Origin of the sequence: Haliea sp. (assembly GCF_040221975.1) — a bacterium.
Taxonomy (GTDB): domain Bacteria; phylum Pseudomonadota; class Gammaproteobacteria; order Pseudomonadales; family Halieaceae; genus Haliea.
Window position 1 is genome coordinate 26328 of the sequence record NZ_JAVJWR010000028.1, and the last position, 25557, is coordinate 51884.

The window sequence follows — 25557 nt, forward strand, 5'->3', positions numbered from 1 at the left end:
TACACCCCGGGAGGATAGCACCCATGATTCAGACATATCGCAGAAATCCCGACTTTCTGACCATTTTGGGGGGGGTGCTGCTGGCGGCCCTGCTGGCTGCCGGCACAGCTCACGCGGTGGAGATTGCGGCTGACGCAGCCGGCGGCGCACAGGAAGAAGCCGAAGCACTGGACCTTGCCAGCGTCGACGCCACTGCACTGGTGCAGCGTGCGGACGCCATACGCTTTCCCCGGGAGAGTTTCGAGACCTTCATCACCGTCACCAACTACAGCGACGGCGACGCGGGCGATGTGCGCGAATACAAGGTGATGTCGCGGGGTAACGAGAACACTATCGTGCTCACCGAATCCCCTGCCTCGGAGCGCGGCCAGGCCCTGCTGATGCGCGGCCGCGACCTGTGGATATTCATGCCCACCGTGTCGCAGCCGGTGCGGTTGTCGCTGTCCCAGCGCCTGACCGGCCAGGTGGCCAATGGCGATCTGGCGCGGGCCAATTTTGCCGGCGACTACACAGCGGAACTGGCGGGAACCGAAATGGTGGACGGCGAGAAGGCCTGGGTGCTGGACCTCACCGCCGCCGGCCGCGGCGTCACCTACGCCAAGGTGCGCTACTGGGTGGCAGTGGCGGACGATCGGCCGCTCAAGGCCGAATTCTACGCGGTATCCGGGCGCCTGCTGAAAACCAGCCGCTACGAGAACTTCCAGGAACTCGCCGGCCGCCTGCGTCCGACCCGGCTGATGCTCGAGGATGCGCTCAAGGAGGGCGATTACTCAGTGCTGGAATACACCACGATGGAGGTCAAGGACTTGCCGGAGCGGATGTTCACCCAGCAGTACCTGCGGCGGTTGTGATGAGCTAGTATGGGGCACCAATAAGTACGCATATTGGCGCCCCCAACTTCGTCATCGCACCTCGATAAGTTGGAGATGCTGAACAAAAGGTGTGAAGTCCTTGTCGGAGAAAAGCAAAGGTACGCTACGCTCAATGCAATAAGTCGCAATGTCCGCCCGCGCCGTGCGGCGGTCCTTTCGACTGCGCGTCTATCCTTCTGCCCCTACCGCTGCCGAAGCCGAGTGCTGCACGTGGCCAGGCGACCAATCCCCGTGCAACACCAAATTCCCTCACTCTCCTGAAAGTTGGCCGGTTTTGATATACGCCCGTTGCAGCAAATTTGCCATGCTATAGCTGCGGTGAGAGACAGGCTCTTGCCAGCGCCCGCAGGAGAGCTATCATGGCCACATTGGCATTCGATTCGCTCAGGTTTGCCCGCCGTCTGAGAGACGCGGGGGTGCCGGAGCCCCAGGCTGATGCGCAGGCGGAACTTATGGCGGAAGCGTTTGGATTTTATGCGGACAACATCCTGACGAAGGATCATTTCGAGGCGGTGCTGGACGCCAAACTTGATGCGCGGGTTGCGCAGCAGGACGCCAAGTTCGATAAGCGGTTTGCGGAAATCGACCGTCGGTTTTCCGAGCAGGATGTAAAGTTCGAGGGTCGCTTCGGCAAGCTTGCGCAGGTGCTGTCCGTGCATACCTGGATGCTGGGGTTTATCGTTTTGGTTTTGTTGGTACCACAGGTACAGGCTTGGCTGTTGTGAGTGACTATATCCGCGGAGATTTTTCTTCCGCCCGCGCGTAGACACCAGTGTGCTGATCAATGCCTACTAACCCCGGCTGAACGGCTGTTTCCAGATCTGTCTGTAGTGACGCCACAGCAACTACCAGGAGGAGGATGCCATGGCAACTCAGACACTTGCCGAGTTTGATAGCGAAACTCGATTCCGCAACCTGGCGGCTGCGGGTGAGGTCAATCGCGGCCTGGAGCTTTTGGACAAACTCGACGCAGCAGAGCAACGCAACTAACTACCCCCTAAACCGCCTGGCGCAAGGATTCCGCGATATCCGCCCGCGCCGCACGCCGGGCGGGGCGCAAGGCGGCGACGACAGGCGCCAGCACGCCGATCAGGAAGGACACCCCGGTAATCCACCAGGCCAGGCGGATCAGGGCGACGTAGGCGATGTCGGAGTTGGGCGGCGGCGGCATGGGGATGCCGATCCAGGAAATCAGCAGCGCCAGGCCGGTGCCGGCGACTACACCCACCATGGCTCCCGCCAGCCCCAGCAGTGCGCTTTCCAGCAGGATCAGCCGGAAAATCTCCCGCCGCGGGGCGCCGCAGGCCTGCATGGTACCGAACTCCGCCGCGCGCTCGTAGACGTTCATGTTGATGGTATTGCCCACGCTGAGGGTCACCATCAGCAGGATTACCAGTACCAGGAAGCCAAACTGCTGCTGGTACAGCTCCACCGTCTGCTCGTAGAAGGGGTTCAGCCGCCGCCAGTCCAGCACTTCAAAGCCATCGTGCGCCAGGACGGCTTGCGCGGCGCGCTTGACCGCGGCGGTGGCCTCAGTGCGCTCCAGCCGCAGCACCGCCAGGTGGACACCGTCATCCCCCAGCAGCTCCTGGGCGGCTGGAAGCGGGATACGCACGGCACGGGCGTCGTAGTCCTTGGAGAAGGTCTGGAAGATGCCCACCACTTCAAACTCCAGCACATTGACCGCGCCATCGGTGGTGTTGGCCAGCAGGTTGACCCAGTCCCCGGGGGCCAGCTTGAGAGCCTGGGCCACGCCGGCACCGAGCAGCATGCCGAAGGGATCCGATTCCGCCAGCTGGCGGCCCTCGGAGATGTTGATGTAAGTACCCAGGCGCGCCTCGGCGGCGGGTTCCACCCCCTCCCCCATGATCGCCCAGTCCGTACGGCCGTTGTTCAACAGGCCCGAGAAGACGCTGCGCAGCATCACCTCCTCCACCGCTGGCAGGGCCGCCAGCCTGCTCCGCAGGGCTTCCGGTTCACGGATCAGGAACGCCCCCGGGTCGCGGCTGCCCTGCTCCCGGTAGCCGTCGCGATTGACCTGCAGGTGGCCGGACTGGGAGTGGATCATGGATTCGCCGAGTTCGTCGACGGTGTCCTTGATGAAGCCGCCGGCCAGGATCAGTGCCACCACGCCAAAGGCGATGGCGAACAGGGTCATCAGGGATCGGCCGCGCTGGCGCAGGATGTTGCGGGCGGCCAGGCGCAGCAGCTCAAACATGGCGGATTGCATCCACGATGACCATGCGCGAGGCGCGCCAGGCGGGGTAGAGGGAAGCCAGGGTAGTGGTGACGCAGGCGATCAGCACCGTCTCCAGCACCATGCCGGGGGTGATCAGCAGGCCCGCGTGGTAGCTGCGGGCGAAGGTGGGCGGGGGCGGCATCTCGATCTCGGCCAGCGCCAGCAGCTGGCCCAGGCCCAGGGCAACCAGCACCCCCAGCGCCGCGCCCAGCAGGCCCAGCAGGGCACCTTCGATGAGGAACCCGCGCAGCACCGAGGCGCGCTTGTTGCCCAGGGCCATCACCGTGCCGATCTCACCGGTACGCTCCAGCACGCTCATCATCATGGTATTGCTGATTCCCAACAGGATGATGAACACCACGATCGCCTTGACCAGGTCCAGCTGCTGCTGGAACAGGGCCGAGGCGCGGGCGTAGAACTCCGCCAGGGCGTGCCAGGGCTGCACATCAAAGTCGGCGCCAGGCAGGGAAGCCCGCACCGGCGCCAGGGCGGCGTCGGTATCGCGGGTATTCTCCAGGAACACCAGCCAGGCATGGGCGCCGTCCACCTGGGCCAGGCCGCGGGCGAGGTCGATGGGCATCAGCAGCGCGGCGTCGTCAAACTCCTGGCTGAAGGAGCTGAAGATGCCGACCACCTCCGCCTCCGCCGCGCCCAGGTGACCGTCCGGGGTATTGGCCAGCAACACCACCGACTGCCCCACTGCCACCTCAAGCTGAGACGCCAGGCCCTGCCCCAGCACCAGCTGCCGGTGGTCGCCCGCCGCAAGCCGGCGGCCTTCAACCATGCGCAGGGAGCGGTCGTCGAGCATGTCCAGGGCCGGGTCGATACCCTCGCTCATGAACGGCAGGGTCACCTCGCCAAAACTGACCAGGCCATTCAGCAGCAGCCGCGGCGCCACCGTGGCGCCCTCTGGCAGCAGGGCTGGGTCAACCGCAATCTCCGCCGGCAGCAGGTAGGCCCAGGGGTCGCTGCGACCGCGGTCCTGGAAACCCGGGCGGGACACCTGCAGATGGCCGAACTGGGAGCGGATGGTGGCTTCGCGGAACTCGTCGAACATGGCCTCGTTGAAGCCCAGCGCCACCAGCAGCGCCGCCACCCCGAAGCCGATCGACAGCAGCGCCGTCAGGCTGCGGCGGAACTGCCGGCGCAGGTTGCGCAGGGCCAGCAGCAGCGGCATCAGCAGGGCGGAAACGCTCACCTAGACCCCGGGGAAATAGCGGAACTTGCGCTCATAATCCAGGCCCATACCGTGGGGGAATGCGTGGTAGGGAAAGCAGCACAGCTCCGGCACCGGCGCTCCCCGCCGCGCCGCGGACTCCGCGATCAGCGCCGTCAGCTCCGTCGCCACCGCCTCGGGCGTGCGCGTGGCCGCCAGGCCCAGCTGCACGTCCAGGCGCAGTCCCTCGCCGTGGCGCAGCACCCGGAAGGCGCCGGACAGCTGGTCCGCCACCTCCGGCCGCCGGTACAGCAGGGCCTTGAAGTGGTCCACGTGCCAGTGACTATCGATTTGATCCTTGTCCCGCCCCAGCACCGCGACCATCGGAAACGGCAGCGCTGCCAGGGCCGCGCGGCTGTCGGCATCCAGCGGCGCGAGGTCCGCCTCGGTCAGCCAGCGGGCACGGTCGCCGGTGCGGTAGCGGATCATCGGGATCGGCGCCCGGGCATCAAGCATGGTGATCACCAGATCCCCGACCCCGTCCCCATCCGGCTCCAGCACCTCCACATAGCTGCGCAGGGGATTGAAACAGAAAAAAGAAGGCAGCACCTGGTCTGGGTCCCGCGCATGCCAGGCGCGGCGCAGGGCGATGGTCTCGGGGGTCTCGAAGAACAGGTTCAGGCCCAGCTCCCCAACCCCCATGGAACTGCCAATGAGTGAACCCCCGGGCGCATCCAGCGGCACCCCCAGCGCCGCCGCCAGGTAAGTGCGGTAGTCCTCGGAGAACATCTCCTCCCCCAGCACCACATTCATGCGCAACCGCGACCAGTCGAACCCCTGCGCCCGCGCGTAGTCCAGCAGACGCTTGCAGAACAGGGGGTCAGTACAGAGGATGGCCTGCTCGAACAGGGGCCCGGCCTGGTTGAGGATGGCGAAGGCCATGTCCTCGCGCACGCTGACATTGGCCACGCACACCGTATTGGAGGTGAAGAACACGCCCATGGGCAGGCAGTTCACCAGCAGGGTGGAACGCTGGTCGATGCCGAAGGCCTGCTGCAGGCCCAGATCGATGTCGTCCGCGGCCAGTTGCAGCTGGCTGCGGGTACTGACCCCGAAGGCAAAGTTGCTGCCGCCGTGGCCGGAGCTGGTGAGGACGCCACCGAGGCGGGCCGGGTCCACCTCGCGCACCAGCAACTCGTTGACCGGAAAGCGTTCGAACAGGTCCGCCTTGGCCAGCACCGGGGCCCGCGCCAGCACCTCCTCCCCGCTGCGGCAGGCCGCGGCATCCACCCCCGCGTCCGCCAGCAGCGCCGCATAGGCCGGGGACTGCCGCGCCGCGCGGGCAAAGACCCGCGGCAGGCGCTTGCGGGCCAGCGCCAGCAGCTTGTCCGGGGTCTGCCGCCCCAGCATGGCCAGCAGCAGGGAGCGCTTGAGTCGGCTCAGGAAAGGCATCAGTCAGGGCAGGCCGCCAGCAGCCGCTCAGGGCCCGCTGCGAAACCACCACAGCAGTGCGGGGTTGGACGCCTCCAGTTCACGCTCCAGCCTGCGCAGATCCCCCAGATAGGGGGTGACTGGGCCATAGTAGTCGCTCTCCGGGCCGATAGGGGTGAAGTTGAAGCCGTATATTTTCAATACCCGGGCCAGCCCCTTCTCCATGGCAGCGTACCAGTAGCGGATGCCGTTTTCACAGCTGAAGCGGTAGATCTGCCGGTACAGCCCCAATACCAGCAGGGGTGCGTTGACCCGCTTCTCGCCGTGGGGGGACTCATCCGGCGCGGACGGCCCCTTGAGGTGGGACTCGTTGATCCCCCACAGGGTGTCCCCCGCCCGGCGCCGGTATTCACGTTTCACTGCGAGGCGCGACACCTCGCCGGATTCAGACTCCGGGGGCGGCTCGAAATCCGGGAACGGCGGACAGTGGTCGAAGAAGGGAAAGGGAAGGTCCGCCTGCGGCAGTACCAGGCGCGCGGTTCCTGCGACTACCCCCTCCGCATTGGTCGCAGAGAAATGGGCCGAGCGCTGGTCATGGTCGTCGATTTCCAGCCCGTCGGGATAACGGGCGGCATTAAGGAAATGGCATTCCAGGCAATAGATCTGGTAGCGCAGTGCATACAGGTCATTCAACTCGGCGCCGTCGCTGCCCTGCTGGTAGGAATGCAGCGAAAAGTACTTGGCCAGGGCTCCCAGCGATGCTGCGGCGTCGGAATCCATTGTTATCCCCATCGTCTATGGCACTTGTCTGCGTTGTGCTTATGGGGGCAGCATAGCACGAAAAAAAAACACGAAAACACGCGCCATCGGGCAGGTTTGCTCTCTTCTACGGGGTCGAGGACAGGAACTGCAGGAAATCGGGATTGCAGCACGCCAGATGGCGGTCCAGCTCCTCCAGGTCCAGCAGATAAGGCGCAACCGGTCCGCAGTAGTCAGCCCGGGGGCCAATGCGCTCGAACACCACTCCGATCCTGGCCAGCATCCGCACCAGGGGGCGCTCCATGGCGGCGTACCAGTAGCGAATGCCCTGCTCGCGGCTGTACTGGTACATCGCCCGGTAGACCTCCATCACCACCGTGCCGGTGCTGCCGCCCCCGGGCGGGGTGCGAAAGCCCTTGTTGAGCACCAGGCGGGAGACTTCGCCCGACCGCGCAGGGTCGGGCAAAAGAATATCGTCGAACAGCGGGCAATGCTGCTGGTAGGGCAAGCCACGCGCCTCGTCGGGGCATACCAGGCGCACCGCCGCTGCCACCAGGCCATCCTGGTCGAACGCCGCAAAATTCACAGAGTGGGCATCGTAGGCGTCGCACTCGACGCCATCCGGGTAGTCGCCGGGCGGAAAAAATCCGCGCTCCTCGCAGTACACGCGGTAGCGCAGGCGGTAGATGGCCTGCAAATCCTGGGGGGCGGTGATGACTTGGGTATTGAACCAGCTGGAAAGGCGGAAAGCGCCGGGATGGGTCATATAACAACTTTTCCCTGCGGGATTGAGCCCACATCTTGATGTCGGAAGGTTTTGAGACCGAAGTATCCTGCACTGGTCAACGCGGATACTAAAGGATACCCGCGGCGACCGCCAGCAACTGTCGAATTTTTTTACACCGGGCGTCCCCAGCAGCCCCATATCACACTCGAAAAACATTCAGGCTGTTGTAATAAAAGGACTTTTCATTTGTGGCACAGGCATTGCTTCATACATCGTGCGACGGCGGCCAGGCCAAAATTACTGGCCAGACGCTAACCAGAATGGCGACCTATCGGGGCCTGCCGGCAGAGACAACCAGGAGATTCATGATGAAAACGATGATCAAGACAGCAGGCGCAGCGAGTCTCCTCGCGCTGGCCGTGGCTGGCACTTCGGCGGTAGCAGCGCCTGCCTTCTCAACGCTGTATTTCAACCAGAACGCCGGTTGGGATCCGTCAACCGCACAGTTCTTCCCCGGTGGAACCGGTCTGGATGGCCTCAATTTCTCTGGCGATCCCGGCCCGGATGCGCCCGCTGGCACCCAGACCACCATGTCGTGGAACAGCCCGCTGAACGGCGGCGTCAGTTCCATTGAAATTACGTCCTACGACCACACCAACAGCATCAGCCGGGACGGCGATCCCGACAACGCCTTTGTGAACGATGACGCCAGCGACACCTGGGACGAAGGTGAGTGGTGGGTTATTGACCGTCTGGTACAGGAAAACCAGGTCCTTACCATCAATGGCGGAGCCGCCGTACCCAACCCGCTCTGGATTGCCGATACCCTGGCAAACCTGTACATCTACACTGATGCTGCCGAGACAGACGAGCTCCTGGCAGATCTGAACAGCAATGTGACGATCGAGTTCTGGGAAACCCTGAACTCCGGCGCGAACCCCCTGTGCCCGGCCAGCCCGGCGCCGCTCGGTACACTGTGCGATGATGTCTACCGTGTAGCAGCGATTGATTTTGCACCGATTTTCGCGATCCGCGATGGCTTCAAGTACACCTTTGAGTTCGATCTGGTGCCGGGACCAAGCCGTGACGAAAATGGTGATATCGTCAGTACAACCCTGGTTTGCAGCGCGTTCTCGCCCTGCGTTGACCAAAACGGTGACGCGATCGACACTGGCAGCCAAATCTGGGTGTTTACACCGGAGTTCAATCCCGGCACCAGCGAGATCAATGTGCGGATGCGCTTCGCTGTGAGCGAAGTCCCAGAACCTTCCATCCTCGGCCTGATGGGCCTGGGCATGCTTGGCCTGGGTTTCGCAGCCCGCCGTCGCAAGCAAAGCTGAAGCAAGCAAGGCGGGGGTCATCCCCCGCCTCTGCAACAAATAGAAACGGCCTCTCAGGAGGCCGTTTTTGTGTGCACCCACGGAACCTATCGCACACACTCTGGATCAATTGGCTGCAATACCCCTCCGCCACAGGAAAAAGACCCAAGCAACAACAACATTTTTGTTATAGCATCTCCCCGGTTCGAAGTGCACATACGGTCCCAGGTAGTGACTAAAGGACGCAAAATCAAAAGGATATTGGTGCTCGACGCCGACATGGTTAGCGCGTTGACCATTGCCCGCTCACTGAGGGCTCGGCACTATATCGTGGATGTTGCAAGCGCCAGGAAAGCGCCGCTTGCAGCCTACTCGAACGCGATCAACGCACACTTTCAATACCCGGATCCACTGCTTGGTGAAGCTGCCTTTCTGGAGTGGCTGCAACAGCACCTGCAGAATGCAAGGTATGACCTGGTAATTCCCGTCACGGAGCGCAGCCTCGTACCCCTCACACGCCACCGCCACCAATTCGATCACACGCGCTTGGCAATGGCTGATGAGGAAAGTCTCCGATTGGTGCTGGACAAGGCGGCAACCTTCAAGCTTGCCGAGCGCCTTGGTGTTTCTACCCCGCAGAGCCTCCATATTTCGAGTATCGGCGAGCTGCAAGCGTTGCTCCCGCAACTCCGTTTTCCGGTCGTGGTAAAACCCAGCCACTCGGTCTCGGGCGGTGCCGCGGGTTATTCCAAACGCAACGTCAGCTACGCCGATAACGAAGCCGAGCTGAACCAACAGTGCGGGGCTTGCCTGCAGCACTCCCCGGTTATTCTCCAAAGCTACTTTCGCGGCCTGGGCGCCGGTGTCGAGCTGATTGCCCAGCAGGGGGAGATCCTTTATGCCTTCCAGCATCTGCGCTTGCACGAAATCCCCTTGACCGGAGGCGGCAGCAGCTTCCGCACGAGTACCGAGCTGGAACCCGCGCTGCTGGATGCGGCCTCTCGACTGATCCGGGAAATCCTCTGGAACGGTGTCGCGATGGTCGAGTTCAAGTGGGACCCAGCGACCAATGAATACTGCCTGATGGAAATCAACGGACGCTTCTGGGGCTCGCTACCGCTGGCCGTGGCCGCCGGTGCCGACTTTCCGGCGATGCAGGCGGAGCTGTCCCTGACTGGCGGATTGGGCGACTACCCCCCCTATCGGCGTGGCGTCTACTGCCGCAATCTCTCCAGCGACGTCATGTGGCACGAGATGGTACTGCGCAGCCATAGCGACCAAATAACCCAGGTACCGTCACCCGGCAAAGTGTTGCGGGACTTGAGCAAGGTATTGTCACCCCGGCACCATTTCGATACCCAGTGCCTGAGTGACCCGCTTCCGGGCCTGATCGAAATAAAACGCTTGATCGCGAGTTATGGAAGCCGACTGTTTGCAGTACTGGCTGAGAGGTGGTTCACACTCTCACAGCGATTGCTTTGGCGCAATGGAACTGTTCGTGAGAGACTCCGGGCATCGAAAACAGTCCTGTTCATATGCTATGGCAACATTAACCGCAGTGCTCTGGCGCAGGCACTCATGACGGCCCGGCTGCCCAGTTGCCGTGCCCTGGAGGTTCGCTCTGCGGGCTTTCACCTGCAGGAACAGCGCCCCGCGGACCCGCGAATGGTCCAGGTTGCTGCGCAACATGCTGTAGACATGACTCACTCCCGGTCACGCTGTGTGAACACTGATCTGCTGGCAGACAGCGACATCATCTTTGTCATGGAGAAAGGCCACTATGACAGGTTGGTGGCAATGGACCCGGCAGTGGCGAGCAGGACTTTTTTACTGGGTGCCGGTCCAGCCGGATCAGCACTGCCCTGCGCTGAAATCGGAGACCCCTACAACAAATCAGAGACTGTCTATCGCACCTGCTTTGACGATATCCAACGTGCGGTAACGTACCTTGTCAGGGAGCTACCCGTCCACCATGCCGGCTATTGACGCCTACAGCAGCGAGGAAATGACAACGGCAGAAGAGCCACACCGGGAGCCGTTTTTCTCCATTATCATGCCTACCCGCAACCGACCAGAGCTTTTCAACCAGGCGCTGCGGTCTGTGTTGGCGCAATCGTTCCAGAATTTTGAAGTGCTGGTGATAAACGACGGCTCCAGCGATACCCACCTCCCCCAGTACCGGAAACTGGAGGCCGAAGCCGAGACACGAACACACTGGCACTACCAGCCGCAGCGGCCCAATGGTCACGGTCCCAGCTACTCGATCAATACCGGCGCCCAACTGGCGCGGGGCATATACCTGTGCATTCTGGATGACGATGACAGCTGGGAGGACATGCAGCATCTCGAGACCGCGCACAAGGTGATTGAGGCCGCCGATGGCGTAGTGGATGCGTACTACAGCAACCAGGCCGCATACACGGCGGATAACCAGCGGGTAGCAGGGCCGCTGTGGATAGAGAGCCTGGGGAACTCATTGCAGACGCCAAATGCCCCGTTTGGCACCTTCAGGGTTAGCCCAAAAGTCCTGCTGTCCCACGGTGGCTTTCCACACCTCAACTGCACCATTATCCGGCGCGACCTGTTCATGCAACTGGGCGGCATGGATGAAGGCATCCGCTACGAATGCGAGGTGGACCTGTACCTGCGTACACTGAGTCACGCCCAGCTGATCATCTATACTAAGCAGCTCATCGGCCGGCACAATGTGCCGCGCGCAGACCGGAAAGACAACGAATCCACCATGGCGAACCTCATCGAAAAACGGCTCTCCCAGGTGCGGGTCTACGAGAAAAGCCTGGCCTTGAGTGAGCACCCGGACGTCACCGCGGCTTGCCAGGCTCGACTGGCCGACCTCTACAAGCACCTTGCAGCCGATTCCAGACAACGTTACCGGTACACGCTGGCTGTGCTGTTCGCCCGCCTCGCCCTGGCCTGTCGATTTTCCATCAAGTGGCAAGCGTACACATGGTACCTCGGCGTGCTGGCTACGGTACGGGGGAAATAATGCAAGCGTTGAATCACCTGCGCACCGCGCTGCGCCACCCGATGCTCTTCAGACACTACCAGCCCGTCATGCTGCTGAGCCACATGCGTGCCAATACCAGTCTCCTCGGGCACCTGTTGGGCAGCAACGCAGAGATTGAGGGCTACTATGAATTGCATATCGGCTACTACAGCTGGAAGAGCCTCGTTCGGCAGAAGCTCCTGCACTTTGCACGGCACCCGCCAAAACGCGCGGCGCGGTTTGTCTTCGACAAGGTCTTGCACGACGATCACTACGTTGACCTGTCCCTGTTCAAACAGGGTAAGGTCATGTTCGCCCTGCGACCTCCGGAAAAAACCATCCCCAGCATCGTCAGCCTGTATCGATCGGTTGAACCCAACCATCCCTACACAGACAGCGGCAACGCGGCACGCTATTATGTCCAACGGGTTCAATCACTGGCCAGGATTGCCCAGTCCTGTCCTGTGGATTTCCTGTATCTGGACGCGGACGCCCTGCGTGAGGACACAACCCACACGCTTGCGGCCGTCAGCCAATTCCTTGGCCTTGCGCAGCCCCTGAGTGAACACTATGAGCAACAACCGTTGACTGGTACCGAAAAAGCGGGAGACTCATCCGAGTCCATTGTTTTGGGGAAGGTCGAACGCGTAACACGCAGCTATGCCGATATCCAAGTGTCAGAGGATGTAATGGCACTTGCCCGTGAGCAATTTGAAGAGGCGCGGGGGCGGATTATTGGCAGCCCACGATGTATCAGGACGGTGCTCCTCCATGTCGAAAATTGAGCCCAACCACAAGGAACTGACTGCGCACCTGGTCCTTGGCGATTGGTCTGCGCCCACAATGTCAAAGCGTGCGGTAACACAGCCCGACTCGGAGAAGCCCATCATACAGGGTGGCCAACTAGCTCGCGATGAGCAAGGCCGCATGCTGGCACTCGCGGGGGAGGCATTCGCGCCTGAGGCAGAAGCAGTTCAGCCATTGGATGCCAATGCGCTGCTGACTCGCTACCGAAACACAGGAGAAGACACATTTACGGCGCTGCAGGGAAGCTGGGCACTGTTGGTGTTCGACCCTTGCAAACAGCAGGTTCTGTTCGCCACCGATAGGCTGGGGCGTCAGCCGCTGTACTACGCCGAACTCAGAGGAATACTTTACCTCAGCACGCGACTGCCCCCCGTCATGGAAGCGCAGCAGCGACCAGTAGTGGACCGTCAAAGCCTGTATGACTATGTCTACTTCCACATGATCCCATCGCCAGGTTGTATCTACCAAGGTATTCGCAAACTGGTCGGAGGCCATTGCGGTATCGCGACCGCTAACGGAGTAGAGCTTTTCCGCTATTGGTATCCAACTTTCAGCGAGACTCCCTCGCGCTCGCGGCCAGCAATGAAGAGCTTTCTGGTCAGCACCCTCAAAGCCTCAGTGCGCCGTTCCACCCACGATGGTGGAGAGCGCAAGATCGGCGCTTTTCTCAGCGGCGGGCTGGACAGCTCCACAGTGGCCGGGATGCTAAGCGAGGTCCAGGAATCGGGTTGCGATGCCTACGCCATAGGCTTCGACGCTGAGGGCTATGATGAAATGGCCTACGCCCGGATAACGGCGCAGCATTTTGGAATCCGGCTACATGAGTACTACGTAACACCTGATGACGTGGTTGCCGCACTGCCGGAGATAGCGGCGGCCTTCAGTGAGCCTTTCGGCAACTCCTCAGCGCTACCGGCCTACTTTTGTGCCCGGCACGCCGCCCGCGACGGGATTTCGGTGCTACTTGCAGGCGATGGCGGCGACGAACTTTTCGCTGGCAATGAGCGCTACGCTCACCAGAAACTGTTCGAACGCTACAACCAGGTCCCGCAATGGATTCGAACGGGATTGATTGAGCCATTGTCCGGATTGCTACCCGAGGGCAGCCGACTGGGCAGTAAAGCTGCGAGCTTTCTGTTTCAGGCTAACACGCCACTACCTGATCGCCTGCAGTTTTACAGCTTCCTGGAGCAGAATTCCCCAGATCAGGTTTTTCAACCGGATTTTCTCTCTGCAATAGACGCCCGACAACCCTCAGCCCTACTAAATGCGCTCTATGCCACCCCGGAAGGTGCATCCAGCCTGAACCACATGCTGTTTATGGACTGGCAGGTTACCCTCGCGGACAACGATTTGCGCAAGGTCAACAAGGCCTGCGAGCTGGCGGGCATCGAAGTTCGATACCCCATGCTTGATGACGCACTGGTCTCCATGTCGATGCAGATACCCTCGCAGTGGAAACTGCCCGGGAATTCACTCCGGCACTTTTACAAGCAGGCATTTGCAGGCTGGCTGCCAGATGCCACCATCAGCAAGTCCAAGCACGGCTTCGGTCTGCCCTTTGGTGTGTGGATGAAGACTCATACTCCTCTGCGAGACATGGCATATGACAAGGTATTGCAACTGCGCCAGCGCTCAATTTTTCAGGCACGGTTCCTGGAGCAGGCTGTCATGAGGCACAAGGACGGGCACGCCTCATATTATGGCGAACTCATCTGGCTATTGGCCGTGCTGGAGATTTGGCTGGAAACACACGAGGTCATATTATGAGTCATGCGCAGAAACATCTGGGGCTTTCCAGCATCCTGACATTGTGTGCCACGCTACTTGCCATGCCTTGTCTCGGCGAGGCTCGCGGCGTTGCGCCCTGGGTAGGAGAAACATTGGACGGCCGGCAGTGCACCGGGCCGGGAACCGAAAACTATGGCCCATTCGACTTCCGTATCGACAAGAACAAGCTGCCTATAGTTGAAAACCATCACTTTACCCTGGAAGTTGAACAGCTGGTGCGCGGTGTAACCGTTACGCACCCCATACGCGATATCCGCTATACACTGACCAAGATTCCCAATCACCACCGCGCTCTGTACTCGGCAGTGCGATTCTCCATCAGCGACCCATCCAAGGAACTGAAGCGCAAGTATCCCGCAGAGTGCTTCCTGCAAAGGGCCATTCACTACGCCCCGGACGATCCTGTACCCCACATGCTGTATGGCCTGTATCTACACCGCTTGGGCAACGCCAGCGGGGCTCTGCCACATTACCTCAAGGCCGAAGCTTTATCGCCGAACGACGTCAACCTGCTCTACAATATGGGCCTGGTGTACTTTGACCTGGGGCAATATGCCGAGGCACGCCGCTACGCCAGGCAAGCCTATGCCGCTGGCGTAACCTTCCCGGGGCTACAACGCAAATTGCGCCAGGCCGGCCACTGGGACTGAGTCCCGACCATACCTTCAAGGGGGAAATACGTGACAGCTCTAGACCTCACTCGCAAGATGATTCGTTCCTGCCTGCAGTTGAACGACTCAGTACCACTGAGTGAAGATACCTATCTCATGGGTGGATTTCCCGAATTCAACTCACTCACCATCACCACCCTGATTGTCGAAATAGAGGACAATCTGGGTTGTGAGGTCGCCGATGACGAAATCAGCGGCGAAATCTTCGAGACCGTCGGCTCACTAGCTGAATTCGTGCAACAGAAAATGAACGAGGCATGAACGCGATCCCCATCGACATTTCAGCCGGATTCACCCAGGGCCCGCATCCCGCGTTCTTTGTACGCTGTGCGCCCAAAGCGGCCGAGCCACGGGCCCATGTGATTTACCTGCCGCCTTTTACCGAGGAAATGAACCGTTGCCGTGCCATCGCCGGCGAGCAAGCCCGCAGGTTTGCCCGGCAGGGCATGAGCTGCACCCTGCTGGATTTCCATGGCACAGGTGAAAGCCCGGGTGAAACTACCGATGCGACACTCCCTATCTGGTATGACAATGTTTCAGAGATCTACACTGATCTCGTCGACCGGGCGCCCGCGCCCGTCCATTTCTGGGGCTGTCGGCTGGGAGCGCTCATCGCGGCGAGCTATCTGACGGAACGCGCCACGGCCTGTGACGCGCTGCTGATGTGGCAGCCCGTGGTTGCCGGGAAGCCCTATGCGACCCAGGTTTACCGGCAGCGCCTGGCCGCGCTAATGGAACGCGGGGGCCCAGCAGAAACCACCACTGCCATCCGCGAGCGGCTCGCCACGGGTGAGACTGTTGAAATTGGCGGCTACACGCTGGGAGGGCCGCTGATGCTTGCCCTCGATGACCTCGATATGACAACCATTCCGCAGGCACCGGCAAAGCGCGTCTACTGGCTGGAACACAGTGCCGATGGCGGTCACGGCCTAAACCCTCGCTCAGCCAAGGCTGTGGAGCACCTTATCGGCCTCGGCGTGGAAACCCACCCTGTCGCATTCACGGGCTCCCCGCTCTGGCAGCTACATGAACGCGCGACCTGTGATTCCCTGCTCGAGCAGACAGGAGCACAGCTACTGTGAACGCTGCTCACCTGAACACCGAAGTAGCCTTCTCATTCCAACTGGGAGCAAGCGCACTGCTCGGTGTTATTCATGAGTCGACAACTCCGAGTGACCTCGGCCTGCTGACCATTGTCGCCGGCGGCCCCCAGTATCGTGGCGGCTGTGGCCGGCAACTGGTAGCACTGGGACGGCGCCTGTCTCAAGAAGGGGTTCATGTGATGCGCTTCGATCACCGCGGCCTGGGCGACAGTGAGGGCGAGTTTCAGGGTTTCGAAGCGCTGCACGATGATATCGCGTCCGCCATTGCCGAGTTCCGGCGGCGAGTACCGGGCCTTGCGCGCATTATCCTGTGGGGCGGCTGTGATGCCGCATCGGCGGCGCTGATCAACGCCCATCGGTTTCCAGAGGTGGTCTCCGTGGTGGCTGCCAACCCGTGGGTCAGCAGCGAACGCACCGCAGCTCGAGTCCAGCAGAAGCATTACCTCTCCCGCCTGCGTCAATGGTCATTCTGGCGCAAGCTGCTCAGAATGGAATACGATATACCCAGTTACCTGCGAAGCGCCGCCGCACGGCTGCGGAATCGCATTGGCCGCCGCCGTGACGGCACGGACGCCCGACAGTCGACGTCATCCGCACAAGCACACTACATCGACCGCATGTTGCTTGGCCTGCAACAGTTTGGTGGCAGCGTTTTATTTCTCATGAGTGGCAGCAGCCTGATAAGCAGGGAATTCGACGAGCTGGTAGCCGCAGACCGGGAATGGAACAAGACATGCAATGGCGCTGGACGGGAGCGGCTGGAGATTCCCGGGGCGGATCAGACCTTTTCCAGTTTGCAAGCAAGACAAGGGATGCTGGATGCCGCCAGCATGTGGGCGGGAAAAGTGAAAGTTTCATGACCCTGAAACACATACGCCTGTTGATGCCCACAGTCCCAGTTGCCAAAGACGGATAGAGCCTTGTCAATCGGACGATCGCTTACAATCTCAATTGCGCAGAGATACCTCACAATAGGGCTGCAACTGCTGTCCTTCGTGATCATCGCCCGGTTGCTGACACCCGAGGAAATCGGGCTGTACTCAGTAGCAGTTGCCGTTATCGGTATTGCGCAGATACTGAGAGACTTCGGTATAGGCAGCTACCTGATTCAAGAACGCGAACTCACTGACGAAAGAATACGCACAGCCTTCACTGTGACACTGATCGTATCGATGACGCTCTTTTTGATTGTACTGGGTTGCGCCAAACCTGCAGCATCGTTCTATGATGACGAACGGCTGACGGGAATACTCGGCCTGTTATCGATAAACTTTCTGCTGATACCATTCAACTCAACTACATTGTCACTTCTAAAGCGGGATATGCGGTTTGGCTTGCTAGCCATTTTTTCAATATTGGCATCGGTAGCTGGCACCGCATCGGCAATCGGTTTTGCATTTGCAGGAGCGGGTTACAACGCGTTGGTTTATTCGAGCATAATCTCCACTGTCACTCTCGTGCTCGCTGGAGCGGTATACCGCCGCTCCGAGTTTGTGCTGCGGCCGACGCTAGTAGAATGGCGGCGTATAACCGGTTTTGGTTCCCAGGTCGCATTTACTAATGTGCTGGGGCATATCGCTATCAACATGAATGATCTCGTTGTCGGCAAGGCCCTAGGATTTACCGCTGTAGGCATCCTGAGCCGAGCGCAAGGCGTAATGAATCTGTTCCACCGTGACATGATGGGAGCCATCAAGGGCGTAGCCTATCCGGCATTTGCCGAGGCGTCACGCAGGAACGCAGACATGGAGGATATCCACAACCGGAGTATCACCGCGCTGACCGCAGTCGCCTGGCCATTCTACGGCTTTTTCGCGCTCTACCCCCTGGAGAGCTTGCGCTTCCTGTTTGGGCCACAGTGGGACGCAGCTGCACCACTGGTGCCCGTGTTCTGCGCAGCCGGTGCAGTAGCGGCAATCTGGAGCCTAGCCATGAATATGACCACCGCGATGGGACGAGTCAAGTTGGCAACCCTCTCAGCGCTCATCAATCAGTCCGTAAGAATTATCGTGCTTGTACTCGTCGCTGCAACCTTCGATGACATAATGCCCTTCGCAATCGCCTTATTTGGTGTTTATTGTTTTCAGCTTGTCACAATATACACCATCAAACAACTCGCCTGCCCCACAAGGTGGAGAACGCTTGGGGTTGGACTGATGAACTCGGCAGCTCTAACGATCTTAAGCTTGGCCCCAAGCTATGCCGTGTATCGATTCATTTTGACTGCAGGGAGCGGGATTGATGCTATGTTCGCAGTCCCTTTGCTCGCAGTGTGCGTTGCAGTAAGCTGGGTGACAACGATCCGACTTATCAAACATCCGACTCTATATGATGAGATGCTTCCAGCACACGTTAAACGGATTTTACTATACCCATGGAGACCCGATAAAGGAATGCATTGAAATCGTCATTCCTAGTTAGCGCCCCAGATTCAAGGAATCACATGATCAACCAAATGGCTCACACTTAGAAATCATTACAAGCCTAGGGAAATGGAAGCACAATGATACCCTCAACTAAGAACCTTATCAAATCGACATTAATTTCCTACAGCAAGCACTCTGGGAAATTTCTTTTTGTGCTTTCCACAGGACGAGTCGGTACTGATGCATTAACAAAGCTTTTAGATCTATCTACGAGTGTAGTTTCGGACCATGAACCAGCGCCCGAGTTTACTCAGCTCACTAAAGATTCATATCAACATTCAATTTCTAAGGAGATGCGTCAAACAACGACAGATCAATATCTGGAAGCACGAATTTTTTCTCACTCTAACTGTTCTCGACTCAGAGGAGCACTACTGAAAAATCGTATCTATGCTGAGACTTCCAACCGTCTCACCTATATCGCGCCAGAGCTATCTTCATCTCTTAAGAATGCCAAATTCATTTTCTTGCATAGACACCCTGCGGAAGTAGTTGTATCGGCGATGCGGCGAAACTACTACGCCTCCAATCCATGGGATGATTTTAGAATTACTCCGAGAGAAGATGATCAATTCTACGCCGACTGGCCGTCATTCAGCCAATTTCAAAAATGTTGTTGGTATTGGCGAGGAGTGAACGAGTTCAGCCTGCAATTCCTCGAAAACTTGCCCAAAACCCAGTATTTCACTTTATCTAGTAACGACCTCTTCGCTCCGAATATACAAACTCTTAATTCTATGTTCAAGTGGATTGGCGGTGACCTCCCCGAGGAGGCAGATATATTTGAATTACTTTCTGTAAAACACAACGAACAGCGTACGGGCGCATTTCCTCCATGGGAGGAGTGGGAGGAAAAATTGAAGACCGAGCTCGCTGAAATAGCAGGACCAGTCGCAGATAGACTTGGATATAGCCTGTAAATCTCTAGCAAACGGGCTGTTTTAAGGCTAACGTTATCTTAAATTGGTTGGAGGATAAACGATTGGTATTGAATCGGGCCATCGGTCTAGAGAAGGGGGGCGTAGAGATCAGATTCACAATAAATACAGCCTAGGATCGACAATGCATATACTCTTTGCCACGAATCGCGACTATCTGCCGCAGGCTATCGGTGGAGCAGAATGGTCTACACACATACTAGCTGAAGAATTAGTACGCCAAGGACACCGAGTATCTATCATATGCAGTATCTACCCTAGAGGATTTTTTGGCACAAAAAACCGGATAGCTCGAAGAATACTAAGAGATGAGTTTCCACGCGATATTGGTCTAGGGTACCCCGTTTATCGCGGGTGGGACCCAATCCGAAACCTGGGATCCGTGGCATCAAAGTTACGCCCCGACCGGGTGATCGTGGTCGGGGCAGCGCCCAAAGCTTATGAGCTTGCAATGGCATCTGTTGAGCTCGGCTATAGCACATTCTACCAAGTGAGGGATGTCGAGTTTAGCCGACACGGGGGTGACATCGGATCTATACCTCAATTGAAATTCATTGCCAATTCCGAGTTCACACGTGAACGAATCAAGGAATCATTCGGTAAGAATGCCGCCATCGTTTTACCACCCATAGCACAAGAGAGATGCCGGGTGCCTCAGTTAGGCAATAGAGTTCTCATGATTAATCCCGACCCATCGAAAGGCGGGGATATTGCATTGGAACTCGCTGCACAATGCCCAGATATACCATTTCTGATACAAGAGAGCTGGGCAAGCAACAAGCACTTAGTTGAAATGAAACGTGCGGCAAAAAAACTCAGTAATGTGCAGTGGGAACCACCAAAAATTGACATTCGCAAGGCATTTTCCCGAGCGAAGATAATATTGGTACCATCGAAATGCGAAGAGGCTTGGGGACGAGTAGTAAGCGAGGCTCAGGTAAGCGGCATTCCTGCAGTGGCGTGTAGGATAGGAGGACTTCCCGAATCAGTCGGAGCAGGAGGTATTCTGGTCGATGTCTCCTCAGATATTTCAAATTGGGAGGTCGCACTAAGGTCGCTCTGGGACTCTCCAGAAACCTTTCAAAAATACTCGAAAGCCGCTCTTGATCACGCAAACCGACCGCAGGCTCAACCCTCTTACCAAGCCATGCTACTCTGCGAGGCATTAGAGAACGGTTAAACAATCAGTATTCAACCGGACAACATTTGATCACCTTCACAATTTTCTGCCGGCCGCACCAACACGAGAAAGTCACCTTGCTAAACACCCAAAGTCAGTTATCAATGAGCGTAATCATCCCTGCATATAACGCAGCCTCCCACATCAGGGAAACACTACTTTCAATACTAAAACAGGGCATCGAGCCAGGCTGTATCGTAGTGGTCAACGATGGATCTACAGACGTCACTGAGAAAATCATCCTCGAAACGCATGAATTCCACGGCATCCAGTATATTTCCACACCCAACAGAGGCCAGGGTGCAGCCAGGAAACTCGGAATCAGCCAAGTTTCATCAGATTATATTTTCCTCTGCGACAGCGATGATATATGGACGCCAAATCATCTTCAGAGAAAAGCGCAGCTTCTTGAGCAGTTTCCCGAAGCTGACTTTACATTTTCCAACTGCTACTCATTTGGTGCAAACTCAGACACCTCCCATCATCTACTGGATGAAGCTCCGCACGGATGGACGGAGCGTCGGTGTGAGTTTGGCAGGGGCGGATTTTATCTGCTAAGGCAGCCCTATCTTGCTTTACTTGATTTTAATCCAGCCTATCTGTCAGGCGTTATGTTCCGGCGTGAAAGTTACAAGCGCATGGGAGGATTTCTGGAAAAGTACAGCCGCTGGATTGGCGAGGACACTGAGTTTACACGTCGATTTGCCAGCTTGGATGATTGCCTGTTTGTCGGCGATACACAGGCAACCTGGGGTTACAGACGACACTGTTCCAATTATTCAGCAGTGCAGTGGCGAAACATCAAGGCAAAAGCCGATATACTTGATGAACATCTAAGCTTGGGGGTTGTTCCACCCGCGTACGTTTCGGCCACTTGTGCTGAGCGCGACACTACCCGCGGGACCGCTTTCGACCAGGCGTGCTGGGAAAAGGCTTCAGATCATGTTGCCAGCCTGTTTTCGGAGCTTCCACCAGCGCAGCGTACCGCAAAGAGGCGCACGAAAGCCTTGCTAGCCAAAGCCGGTCTGTTTTTCTAGAGACACCTTACCTCTGGGGGCTGCATGCGACGATTACACTGGCTTTCACGTACCAAGGTGATCGCTTTAGTTTGCGCAGGAGTAGCTGCCCTTGTGATTCTCACTGTATATGTAGCTCATCGGAAACCCATCACGGTAATTTACAACGAGGAGCGAACCCAACAGCCAGCGCTGAAGATGCAGATATATCCCGCAAGAACCGATGGGGGCAACCACCCCGCTGTTCTGTTTTTCCATGGCGGCGGCTGGATCACGGGCAGCCCAGACCAGTTCAAGTGGTTTGCAAACAAATTTGCCGCCTGCGGTATAGTCTCAGCACTTGTGGAGTATCGCGTCCATTCGCGACATGGCGTTCTACCCGACAGCGCAGTCGAGGACGCCTACAGTGCCTATCAATGGATGTATCAGCACCACGCCCAGTTTGAGGTCAATCCAGCCCATATCGCACTCATTGGAGGTTCCGCTGGTGCTCACATTGCTGCCGCGAGTACACTCAGCATGAATACCTCACTTCCCTTCGCACTCGGCCTGCTAAACCCGGTGCTGGAGCTGACGGTTGCCACTGAATCCCAAGGCTACACCAAAGAAGAACTGCAGCTGATCAACGCCCTTGGACCAGCCAAGGCCGCGGAACTATCGCTTGGATCCAGATTGGAGCGAACAGACATACCAACACTGGTTATCTACGGTAGCCTCGACCCGCTGTTGCCAACGGCATACGAAGCCCTGTTGTCACAGACTGGTGACTCGAGGGCAAATCTAGAGCTACTAGTGGCCCCCGGCGAGAATCACGGCTTTTTCAACTACGAACCCTGGCGGACATCAGTAGCCAATGCACTTATAGAGTTTCTCCGCGCCCATGGAGCTGCCGCAGATTGCAAGCTGGAAATGAACGGCCCAGTCACGCTGCGAAACGTAAGAAACCCCGGAGCCTGATTCTACTCTCCAGAGCCCACGACAAGGCCAGTCTCACACCACTGCGCCTGGCAGCAGTTGCTGCAAACCGGATGAAAACGCTGCAGTCAGCTGCTGTTGCTCCTGAGCCGACAGTCGCTGGTGAACCAGTCGCCGGCTCTTGCTGTCATCGCCCGGCGGACGGACCCCCAATCTTATCCGCTGAAAATCCTCTGTCTGGTACGCAGCAACGATGGACCGAACCCCGAGATGACCGCCGTCGCCACCACCTCGGCACACCTTGACTGTCCCCTGCTCGAGATCCATGTCGTCGTGAACCACCACCGCGCGGGTCAGCTCTTCCACGCCCAACATGCGGCGGATTGCATCGCCAGAGTGATTGATGGCAGCATCCGGTTTTACCAACACGATCCGAACACTCTGTATCGGTCCCTCGGCGGTTTGCCCCGAAGGTGCCTGTTGCCAGGTCATACCCTGCTCCCGAGCCAACGAATCGAGCGCAAGATGACCGGCATTGTGTCGCGTTAGACGATATTCTTCCCCCGGGTTGCCCAGCCCCACCATGAGCATACACCCCTCACCAACAGAGATTGCGGGCAGCAGGTTCTCGGCATCCGTGAGCACCGATGAAATGCCCGTGCCCGCCCTGGTAAAATCGTACAGTCTTGGGCAACGTGTGCAGAACTGGCTCTTGCCGCACCGACTGTCCCAGCACGCGACAGGATCTTCCCGGTCGAGAATCAATCTCACGAGATGATCCATTCGGGACGACCCCTTGAGCAGTACCAGATCCCCCGGGCGCAGGATCTCGCTCAGGAAAACCGCCGCCTGACGCAGTTCGCTAAAACCATGCAGGCGTTGCCGCTGTTCGGCCTTCGATTTTCTGGTGGCGCGGTGGGCGTTCGCGCCGACAAAGATTACCTGATCGGCGATTTCCAGCGCCTTGTCCGCTATCCGGGGGTAGAGCCGGGATGCTGAGCGGGAGTAGTCTGAGAGTGTACCAATCACCATCACCTTCCTCGGAGCTACCGCATCCCGCATGAATGCCATGGGGGCGTCCACCGACCAAAGAGGTGCCTTCCAGTCATCTCTGAGATAAATGACCCCGTCACTGCCCGTCAAAACCTGCATCCGTCCCTCACTGGACTCCAGGTTCTGCAGGTTGTTGATAGCCTCCGGCAACTCCATGCCTGCCGCCAAGGCCACAGCCATGGCACAGAGAACCGACAGGGCGAGGTGCTCGCCGTGCAACCGGGTGGCCACGGTATACTGCTTCCCGCCGTAGGCCACCTTCAGGATCAGCGGCTCTGGCCACTTGGATCGGCATTCCAGCAGCCGCAGGGTGGCGCCCTCATTCCGCCCCACCCAGATCACCTTCCTGCTGCACTGTTGCGCCCGCTCCCGCAACAGAGGGTCATCGATATTGAGAACCGCTGTGCCATCTTTAGGCAAGGCGTCGATGAGCCGGAACTTCTCGGTGGCGATTTCGTCGAGCCCGAAATCTGGCCGGGCATGTTCGCGCTGGATAAGGGTGACTACGGCAATGCGAGGTTTGAACAATCTGAGCGGCCAATCCATCGCCCGGGGCTTTCCGCCGGAGACTTCCACTACCGCAAAGCGATCACTGGCCCTGGTGGCGGCTACGGTCTTGGCTACCATGATCGGTTCATTCAGGGAGTGCTGGGATTTGGTGACGGAGCCCGCGGAGGACAGAATGCCGGCGCACAGATCTTTTGTCGTGGTCTTGCCCGCACTCCCAGTGATGGCGACAAACACCACCTTCCCCAGCAAGCGCCTTTTGACCAGCGCTAGCCCCAAAGGCGCGGCAATCTCCGTCCGCCAACGGACAGCAGCCACGAAAGCGCTGATGCGGTGAGTCAATGCGGAGATGGTCATGCGCGGAAGCCCCATTGCTACTATCAAGGATTGAAGGCATCCTCGCAGCCAAAAATTGTAAAGGCTCAAGCCCCCGGAATTCCCAAGGCCACCCAACCACTATTGCACAGTATTATCGCTGTAAGATCAAATTCAGGCTCGCATTAATCGCCGACCTGCGCAAAAATGGTCCGATAGGCAACCATCGAAGTCGGACGGCTCTCTTTACTTGAAGCAATTCATTCTCGCTCTCGCCCGGCTCACCGGGCTCTTTGCCCTGAGCAAGCTACTCACTGCCGATCGAGTGAGGATACTTGCCTATCACGGCACCTGGCTAGGTGAAGGCCATTTCGGCAACTTCCTCTATATGAGCGCAGGCAAGTTCCAACGCAGAATGGAGCTACTCAAGACGCTGGGGTATCCCGTGATCTCCCTTACCGACGCTCTGGCAAAACTTGGCAGCGAAGAGCTGCCCAAGGGCACGACAGTTATTACTATCGACGATGGCTGGTACAGCACGTACTTGCATATGCTCCCGGTACTGCAAGCACACGGCTACCCCGCCACAATCTACCTAACCACCTACTATTGCTACAATCAGGCCCCGGTTATTGATGTGGCGTTACAATACTGTTTTCATCAAATCGACCCGGACTTGTGCCCACTTGTTCATATTCCCGAGTATGGGCTTGGACCGCTGCCGACCGGCACCGGGGTTGAGAGAAGCCTCGCTCTGGCGGCGGCGTCGGAAGTTTCAGCCGAACTGGACAGCGATGCTACGAGGCAGCGTTTCCTGCAATCAGTATGCCATCAGACCGCGGCAAACTACGACTTGCTATCAGCGGAACGCTGGTTTCATCTTATGACACCTGCGGAAATAAAAGATGCTGCCGACAAATGCATGACCGTGGAACTGCACACTCATCATCACAGAATCACACATCGCGGCGAAGATTGTCTCAAACAGGAACTGGCGCTCAACAACGAGTGTATCAAGGCAATAACCCGTCGGGATCCTATGCACTTTTGTTATCCAAGCGGGCGATTTTCCCCGGCGGTCTGGCCAGCTCTCAGTGAAGCGGGTATTGCCTCGGCAACAACTACTGAGATTGGTCTGGTAGATAGCGAGTCAGCGATATATGCTCTGCCCCGGATCCTGGATGGACAGAACGTCTCGGAGCTGGAGTTCGAGGCTGAGATGAGCGGCTTTATGGAGCTGATTCGCAAAGCTCGAAAATTTTCCGGGTTGCGCGGATGAACAAAACAAAAGAAGCTTCATAGGAGACGCGATAACCCTCCGAATT

At 58.2% G+C, this 25557-nt stretch carries 24 protein-coding genes and 1 pseudogene; 19 read left to right on the forward strand and 6 right to left on the reverse strand.

Annotated features, from left to right (window positions below; all coding sequences use genetic code 11):
• Nucleotides 1-23: 23 nt before the first annotated feature.
• The 3 genes from RLO07_RS11550 (at nt 24) to RLO07_RS11560 (ending at nt 1862) form a co-directional block, all read left to right on the forward strand.
• Nucleotides 24-851, forward strand: a complete 828-nt coding sequence (locus RLO07_RS11550; protein WP_462292303.1) for an outer membrane lipoprotein-sorting protein — start codon at nt 24-26, stop codon at nt 849-851.
• Nucleotides 852-1231: 380 nt separating this feature from the next.
• Nucleotides 1232-1597 (forward strand): hypothetical protein, encoded by a 366-nt coding sequence (locus tag RLO07_RS11555; protein WP_462292304.1) that lies wholly within the window; start codon nt 1232-1234, stop codon nt 1595-1597.
• A gap of 139 nt (nt 1598-1736) precedes the next feature.
• Nucleotides 1737-1862, forward strand: coding sequence for a hypothetical protein (locus RLO07_RS11560; protein WP_462292305.1), 126 nt, complete (start codon nt 1737-1739; stop codon nt 1860-1862).
• 7 nt (nt 1863-1869) lie between these two features.
• Here the strand turns inward: RLO07_RS11560 and RLO07_RS11565 are convergent, their stop codons facing one another.
• The 5 genes from RLO07_RS11565 to RLO07_RS11585 all read right to left on the reverse strand — a co-directional run bounded on the left by RLO07_RS11565 (nt 1870) and on the right by RLO07_RS11585 (nt 7223).
• Complete coding sequence (locus RLO07_RS11565) at nt 1870-3090, reverse strand: ABC transporter permease (protein WP_462292306.1); 1221 nt, start codon at nt 3088-3090, stop codon at nt 1870-1872.
• The gene (locus tag RLO07_RS11570; protein ID WP_462292307.1) at nt 3083-4309 is read right to left on the reverse strand and encodes an ABC transporter permease; all 1227 of its coding nucleotides are present in this window, start codon (nt 4307-4309) and stop codon (nt 3083-3085) included. Before RLO07_RS11570 ends, RLO07_RS11565 begins: the two co-directional genes overlap by 8 nt.
• Complete coding sequence (locus RLO07_RS11575; RefSeq protein ID WP_462292308.1) at nt 4310-5719, reverse strand: phenylacetate--CoA ligase family protein; 1410 nt, start codon at nt 5717-5719, stop codon at nt 4310-4312.
• A 27-nt stretch (nt 5720-5746) separates the two neighbouring features.
• Nucleotides 5747-6478 (reverse strand): PEP-CTERM/exosortase system-associated acyltransferase, encoded by a 732-nt coding sequence (locus RLO07_RS11580; RefSeq protein WP_462292309.1) that lies wholly within the window; start codon nt 6476-6478, stop codon nt 5747-5749.
• A 106-nt stretch (nt 6479-6584) separates the two neighbouring features.
• A complete protein-coding gene (locus RLO07_RS11585; protein ID WP_462292310.1) occupies nt 6585-7223 on the reverse strand; it encodes a GNAT family N-acyltransferase in 639 nt (212 codons plus the stop codon).
• Between the two features lie 329 nt (nt 7224-7552).
• Here RLO07_RS11585 and RLO07_RS11590 point away from each other — a divergent pair, with 329 nt between their 5' ends.
• The 15 genes and pseudogenes from RLO07_RS11590 (at nt 7553) to RLO07_RS11660 (ending at nt 22399) form a co-directional block, all read left to right on the forward strand.
• The gene (locus RLO07_RS11590; RefSeq protein WP_462292311.1) at nt 7553-8524 is read left to right on the forward strand and encodes a PEP-CTERM sorting domain-containing protein; all 972 of its coding nucleotides are present in this window, start codon (nt 7553-7555) and stop codon (nt 8522-8524) included.
• A gap of 243 nt (nt 8525-8767) precedes the next feature.
• Nucleotides 8768-10489 (forward strand): arsenate reductase/protein-tyrosine-phosphatase family protein, encoded by a 1722-nt coding sequence (locus RLO07_RS11595; protein ID WP_462292312.1) that lies wholly within the window; start codon nt 8768-8770, stop codon nt 10487-10489.
• On the forward strand, nt 10476-11510 hold the full coding sequence (locus RLO07_RS11600; protein ID WP_462292313.1) for a glycosyltransferase family 2 protein: 1035 nt from the start codon (nt 10476-10478) through the stop codon (nt 11508-11510). Before RLO07_RS11595 ends, RLO07_RS11600 begins: the two co-directional genes overlap by 14 nt.
• Nucleotides 11510-12295 carry a hypothetical protein gene (locus tag RLO07_RS11605; RefSeq protein WP_462292314.1) on the forward strand — a complete coding sequence of 262 codons (786 nt, stop codon included), beginning with the start codon at nt 11510-11512 and terminating at the stop codon, nt 12293-12295. The genes RLO07_RS11600 and RLO07_RS11605 overlap by 1 nt, the downstream gene beginning before the upstream one ends.
• A complete protein-coding gene (locus RLO07_RS11610; RefSeq protein ID WP_462292315.1) occupies nt 12282-14087 on the forward strand; it encodes an asparagine synthetase B family protein in 1806 nt (601 codons plus the stop codon). Before RLO07_RS11605 ends, RLO07_RS11610 begins: the two co-directional genes overlap by 14 nt.
• Nucleotides 14084-14758: a tetratricopeptide repeat protein gene (locus tag RLO07_RS11615; protein ID WP_462292316.1), complete on the forward strand. Its 675-nt coding sequence runs from the start codon at nt 14084-14086 to the stop codon at nt 14756-14758. The genes RLO07_RS11610 and RLO07_RS11615 overlap by 4 nt, the downstream gene beginning before the upstream one ends.
• Nucleotides 14759-14788: 30 nt before the next feature.
• A complete protein-coding gene (locus RLO07_RS11620; protein WP_462292317.1) occupies nt 14789-15040 on the forward strand; it encodes a phosphopantetheine-binding protein in 252 nt (83 codons plus the stop codon).
• Nucleotides 15037-15861 (forward strand): hydrolase 2, exosortase A system-associated, encoded by an 825-nt coding sequence (locus RLO07_RS11625; RefSeq protein ID WP_462292318.1) that lies wholly within the window; start codon nt 15037-15039, stop codon nt 15859-15861. The genes RLO07_RS11620 and RLO07_RS11625 overlap by 4 nt, the downstream gene beginning before the upstream one ends.
• Nucleotides 15858-16742: a hydrolase 1, exosortase A system-associated gene (locus tag RLO07_RS11630; RefSeq protein ID WP_462292319.1), complete on the forward strand. Its 885-nt coding sequence runs from the start codon at nt 15858-15860 to the stop codon at nt 16740-16742. The genes RLO07_RS11625 and RLO07_RS11630 overlap by 4 nt, the downstream gene beginning before the upstream one ends.
• Nucleotides 16743-16802: 60 nt before the next feature.
• Nucleotides 16803-18284 (forward strand): lipopolysaccharide biosynthesis protein, encoded by a 1482-nt coding sequence (locus RLO07_RS11635; RefSeq protein WP_462292320.1) that lies wholly within the window; start codon nt 16803-16805, stop codon nt 18282-18284.
• 101 nt (nt 18285-18385) lie between these two features.
• Nucleotides 18386-19228, forward strand: coding sequence for a sulfotransferase (locus tag RLO07_RS11640; RefSeq protein ID WP_462292321.1), 843 nt, complete (start codon nt 18386-18388; stop codon nt 19226-19228).
• Between the two features lie 142 nt (nt 19229-19370).
• Nucleotides 19371-19667 (forward strand): annotated as a pseudogene (locus RLO07_RS11645) (glycosyltransferase); the annotation flags it as partial.
• Nucleotides 19668-19922: 255 nt separating this feature from the next.
• Nucleotides 19923-20426, forward strand: coding sequence for a glycosyltransferase (locus RLO07_RS11650; protein WP_462292379.1), 504 nt, complete (start codon nt 19923-19925; stop codon nt 20424-20426).
• A 104-nt stretch (nt 20427-20530) separates the two neighbouring features.
• On the forward strand, nt 20531-21463 hold the full coding sequence (locus RLO07_RS11655; RefSeq protein ID WP_462292322.1) for a glycosyltransferase family 2 protein: 933 nt from the start codon (nt 20531-20533) through the stop codon (nt 21461-21463).
• A gap of 93 nt (nt 21464-21556) precedes the next feature.
• The gene (locus RLO07_RS11660) at nt 21557-22399 is read left to right on the forward strand and encodes an alpha/beta hydrolase (protein WP_462292323.1); all 843 of its coding nucleotides are present in this window, start codon (nt 21557-21559) and stop codon (nt 22397-22399) included.
• 33 nt (nt 22400-22432) lie between these two features.
• Here RLO07_RS11660 and pth read toward each other — a convergent pair whose 3' ends face one another.
• On the reverse strand, nt 22433-24274 hold the full coding sequence (gene pth / locus RLO07_RS11665; RefSeq protein WP_462292324.1) for an aminoacyl-tRNA hydrolase: 1842 nt from the start codon (nt 24272-24274) through the stop codon (nt 22433-22435).
• A gap of 208 nt (nt 24275-24482) precedes the next feature.
• On the opposite strand from pth, the gene RLO07_RS11670 reads away from it, so the two are divergent.
• Entirely contained in the window at nt 24483-25511 is a 1029-nt protein-coding gene (locus RLO07_RS11670; RefSeq protein WP_462292325.1) for a polysaccharide deacetylase family protein, read from the forward strand.
• Nucleotides 25512-25557: the final 46 nt, after the last annotated feature.

Coding starts and splice junctions, on each gene's coding strand:
- RLO07_RS11550 (WP_462292303.1), top strand. CDS start 24: ATGATTCAGACATATCGCAGAAATCCCGACTTTCTGACCATTTTGGGG.
- RLO07_RS11555 (WP_462292304.1), top strand. CDS start 1,232: ATGGCCACATTGGCATTCGATTCGCTCAGGTTTGCCCGCCGTCTGAGA.
- RLO07_RS11560 (WP_462292305.1), top strand. CDS start 1,737: ATGGCAACTCAGACACTTGCCGAGTTTGATAGCGAAACTCGATTCCGC.
- RLO07_RS11565 (WP_462292306.1), bottom strand. CDS start 3,090: ATGTTTGAGCTGCTGCGCCTGGCCGCCCGCAACATCCTGCGCCAGCGC.
- RLO07_RS11575 (WP_462292308.1), bottom strand. CDS start 5,719: ATGCCTTTCCTGAGCCGACTCAAGCGCTCCCTGCTGCTGGCCATGCTG.
- RLO07_RS11580 (WP_462292309.1), bottom strand. CDS start 6,478: ATGGATTCCGACGCCGCAGCATCGCTGGGAGCCCTGGCCAAGTACTTT.
- RLO07_RS11585 (WP_462292310.1), bottom strand. CDS start 7,223: ATGACCCATCCCGGCGCTTTCCGCCTTTCCAGCTGGTTCAATACCCAA.
- RLO07_RS11590 (WP_462292311.1), top strand. CDS start 7,553: ATGAAAACGATGATCAAGACAGCAGGCGCAGCGAGTCTCCTCGCGCTG.
- RLO07_RS11600 (WP_462292313.1), top strand. CDS start 10,476: ATGCCGGCTATTGACGCCTACAGCAGCGAGGAAATGACAACGGCAGAA.
- RLO07_RS11605 (WP_462292314.1), top strand. CDS start 11,510: ATGCAAGCGTTGAATCACCTGCGCACCGCGCTGCGCCACCCGATGCTC.
- RLO07_RS11610 (WP_462292315.1), top strand. CDS start 12,282: ATGTCGAAAATTGAGCCCAACCACAAGGAACTGACTGCGCACCTGGTC.
- RLO07_RS11615 (WP_462292316.1), top strand. CDS start 14,084: ATGAGTCATGCGCAGAAACATCTGGGGCTTTCCAGCATCCTGACATTG.
- RLO07_RS11625 (WP_462292318.1), top strand. CDS start 15,037: ATGAACGCGATCCCCATCGACATTTCAGCCGGATTCACCCAGGGCCCG.
- RLO07_RS11640 (WP_462292321.1), top strand. CDS start 18,386: ATGATACCCTCAACTAAGAACCTTATCAAATCGACATTAATTTCCTAC.
- RLO07_RS11650 (WP_462292379.1), top strand. CDS start 19,923: ATGATTAATCCCGACCCATCGAAAGGCGGGGATATTGCATTGGAACTC.
- RLO07_RS11655 (WP_462292322.1), top strand. CDS start 20,531: ATGAGCGTAATCATCCCTGCATATAACGCAGCCTCCCACATCAGGGAA.
- pth (WP_462292324.1), bottom strand. CDS start 24,274: ATGACCATCTCCGCATTGACTCACCGCATCAGCGCTTTCGTGGCTGCT.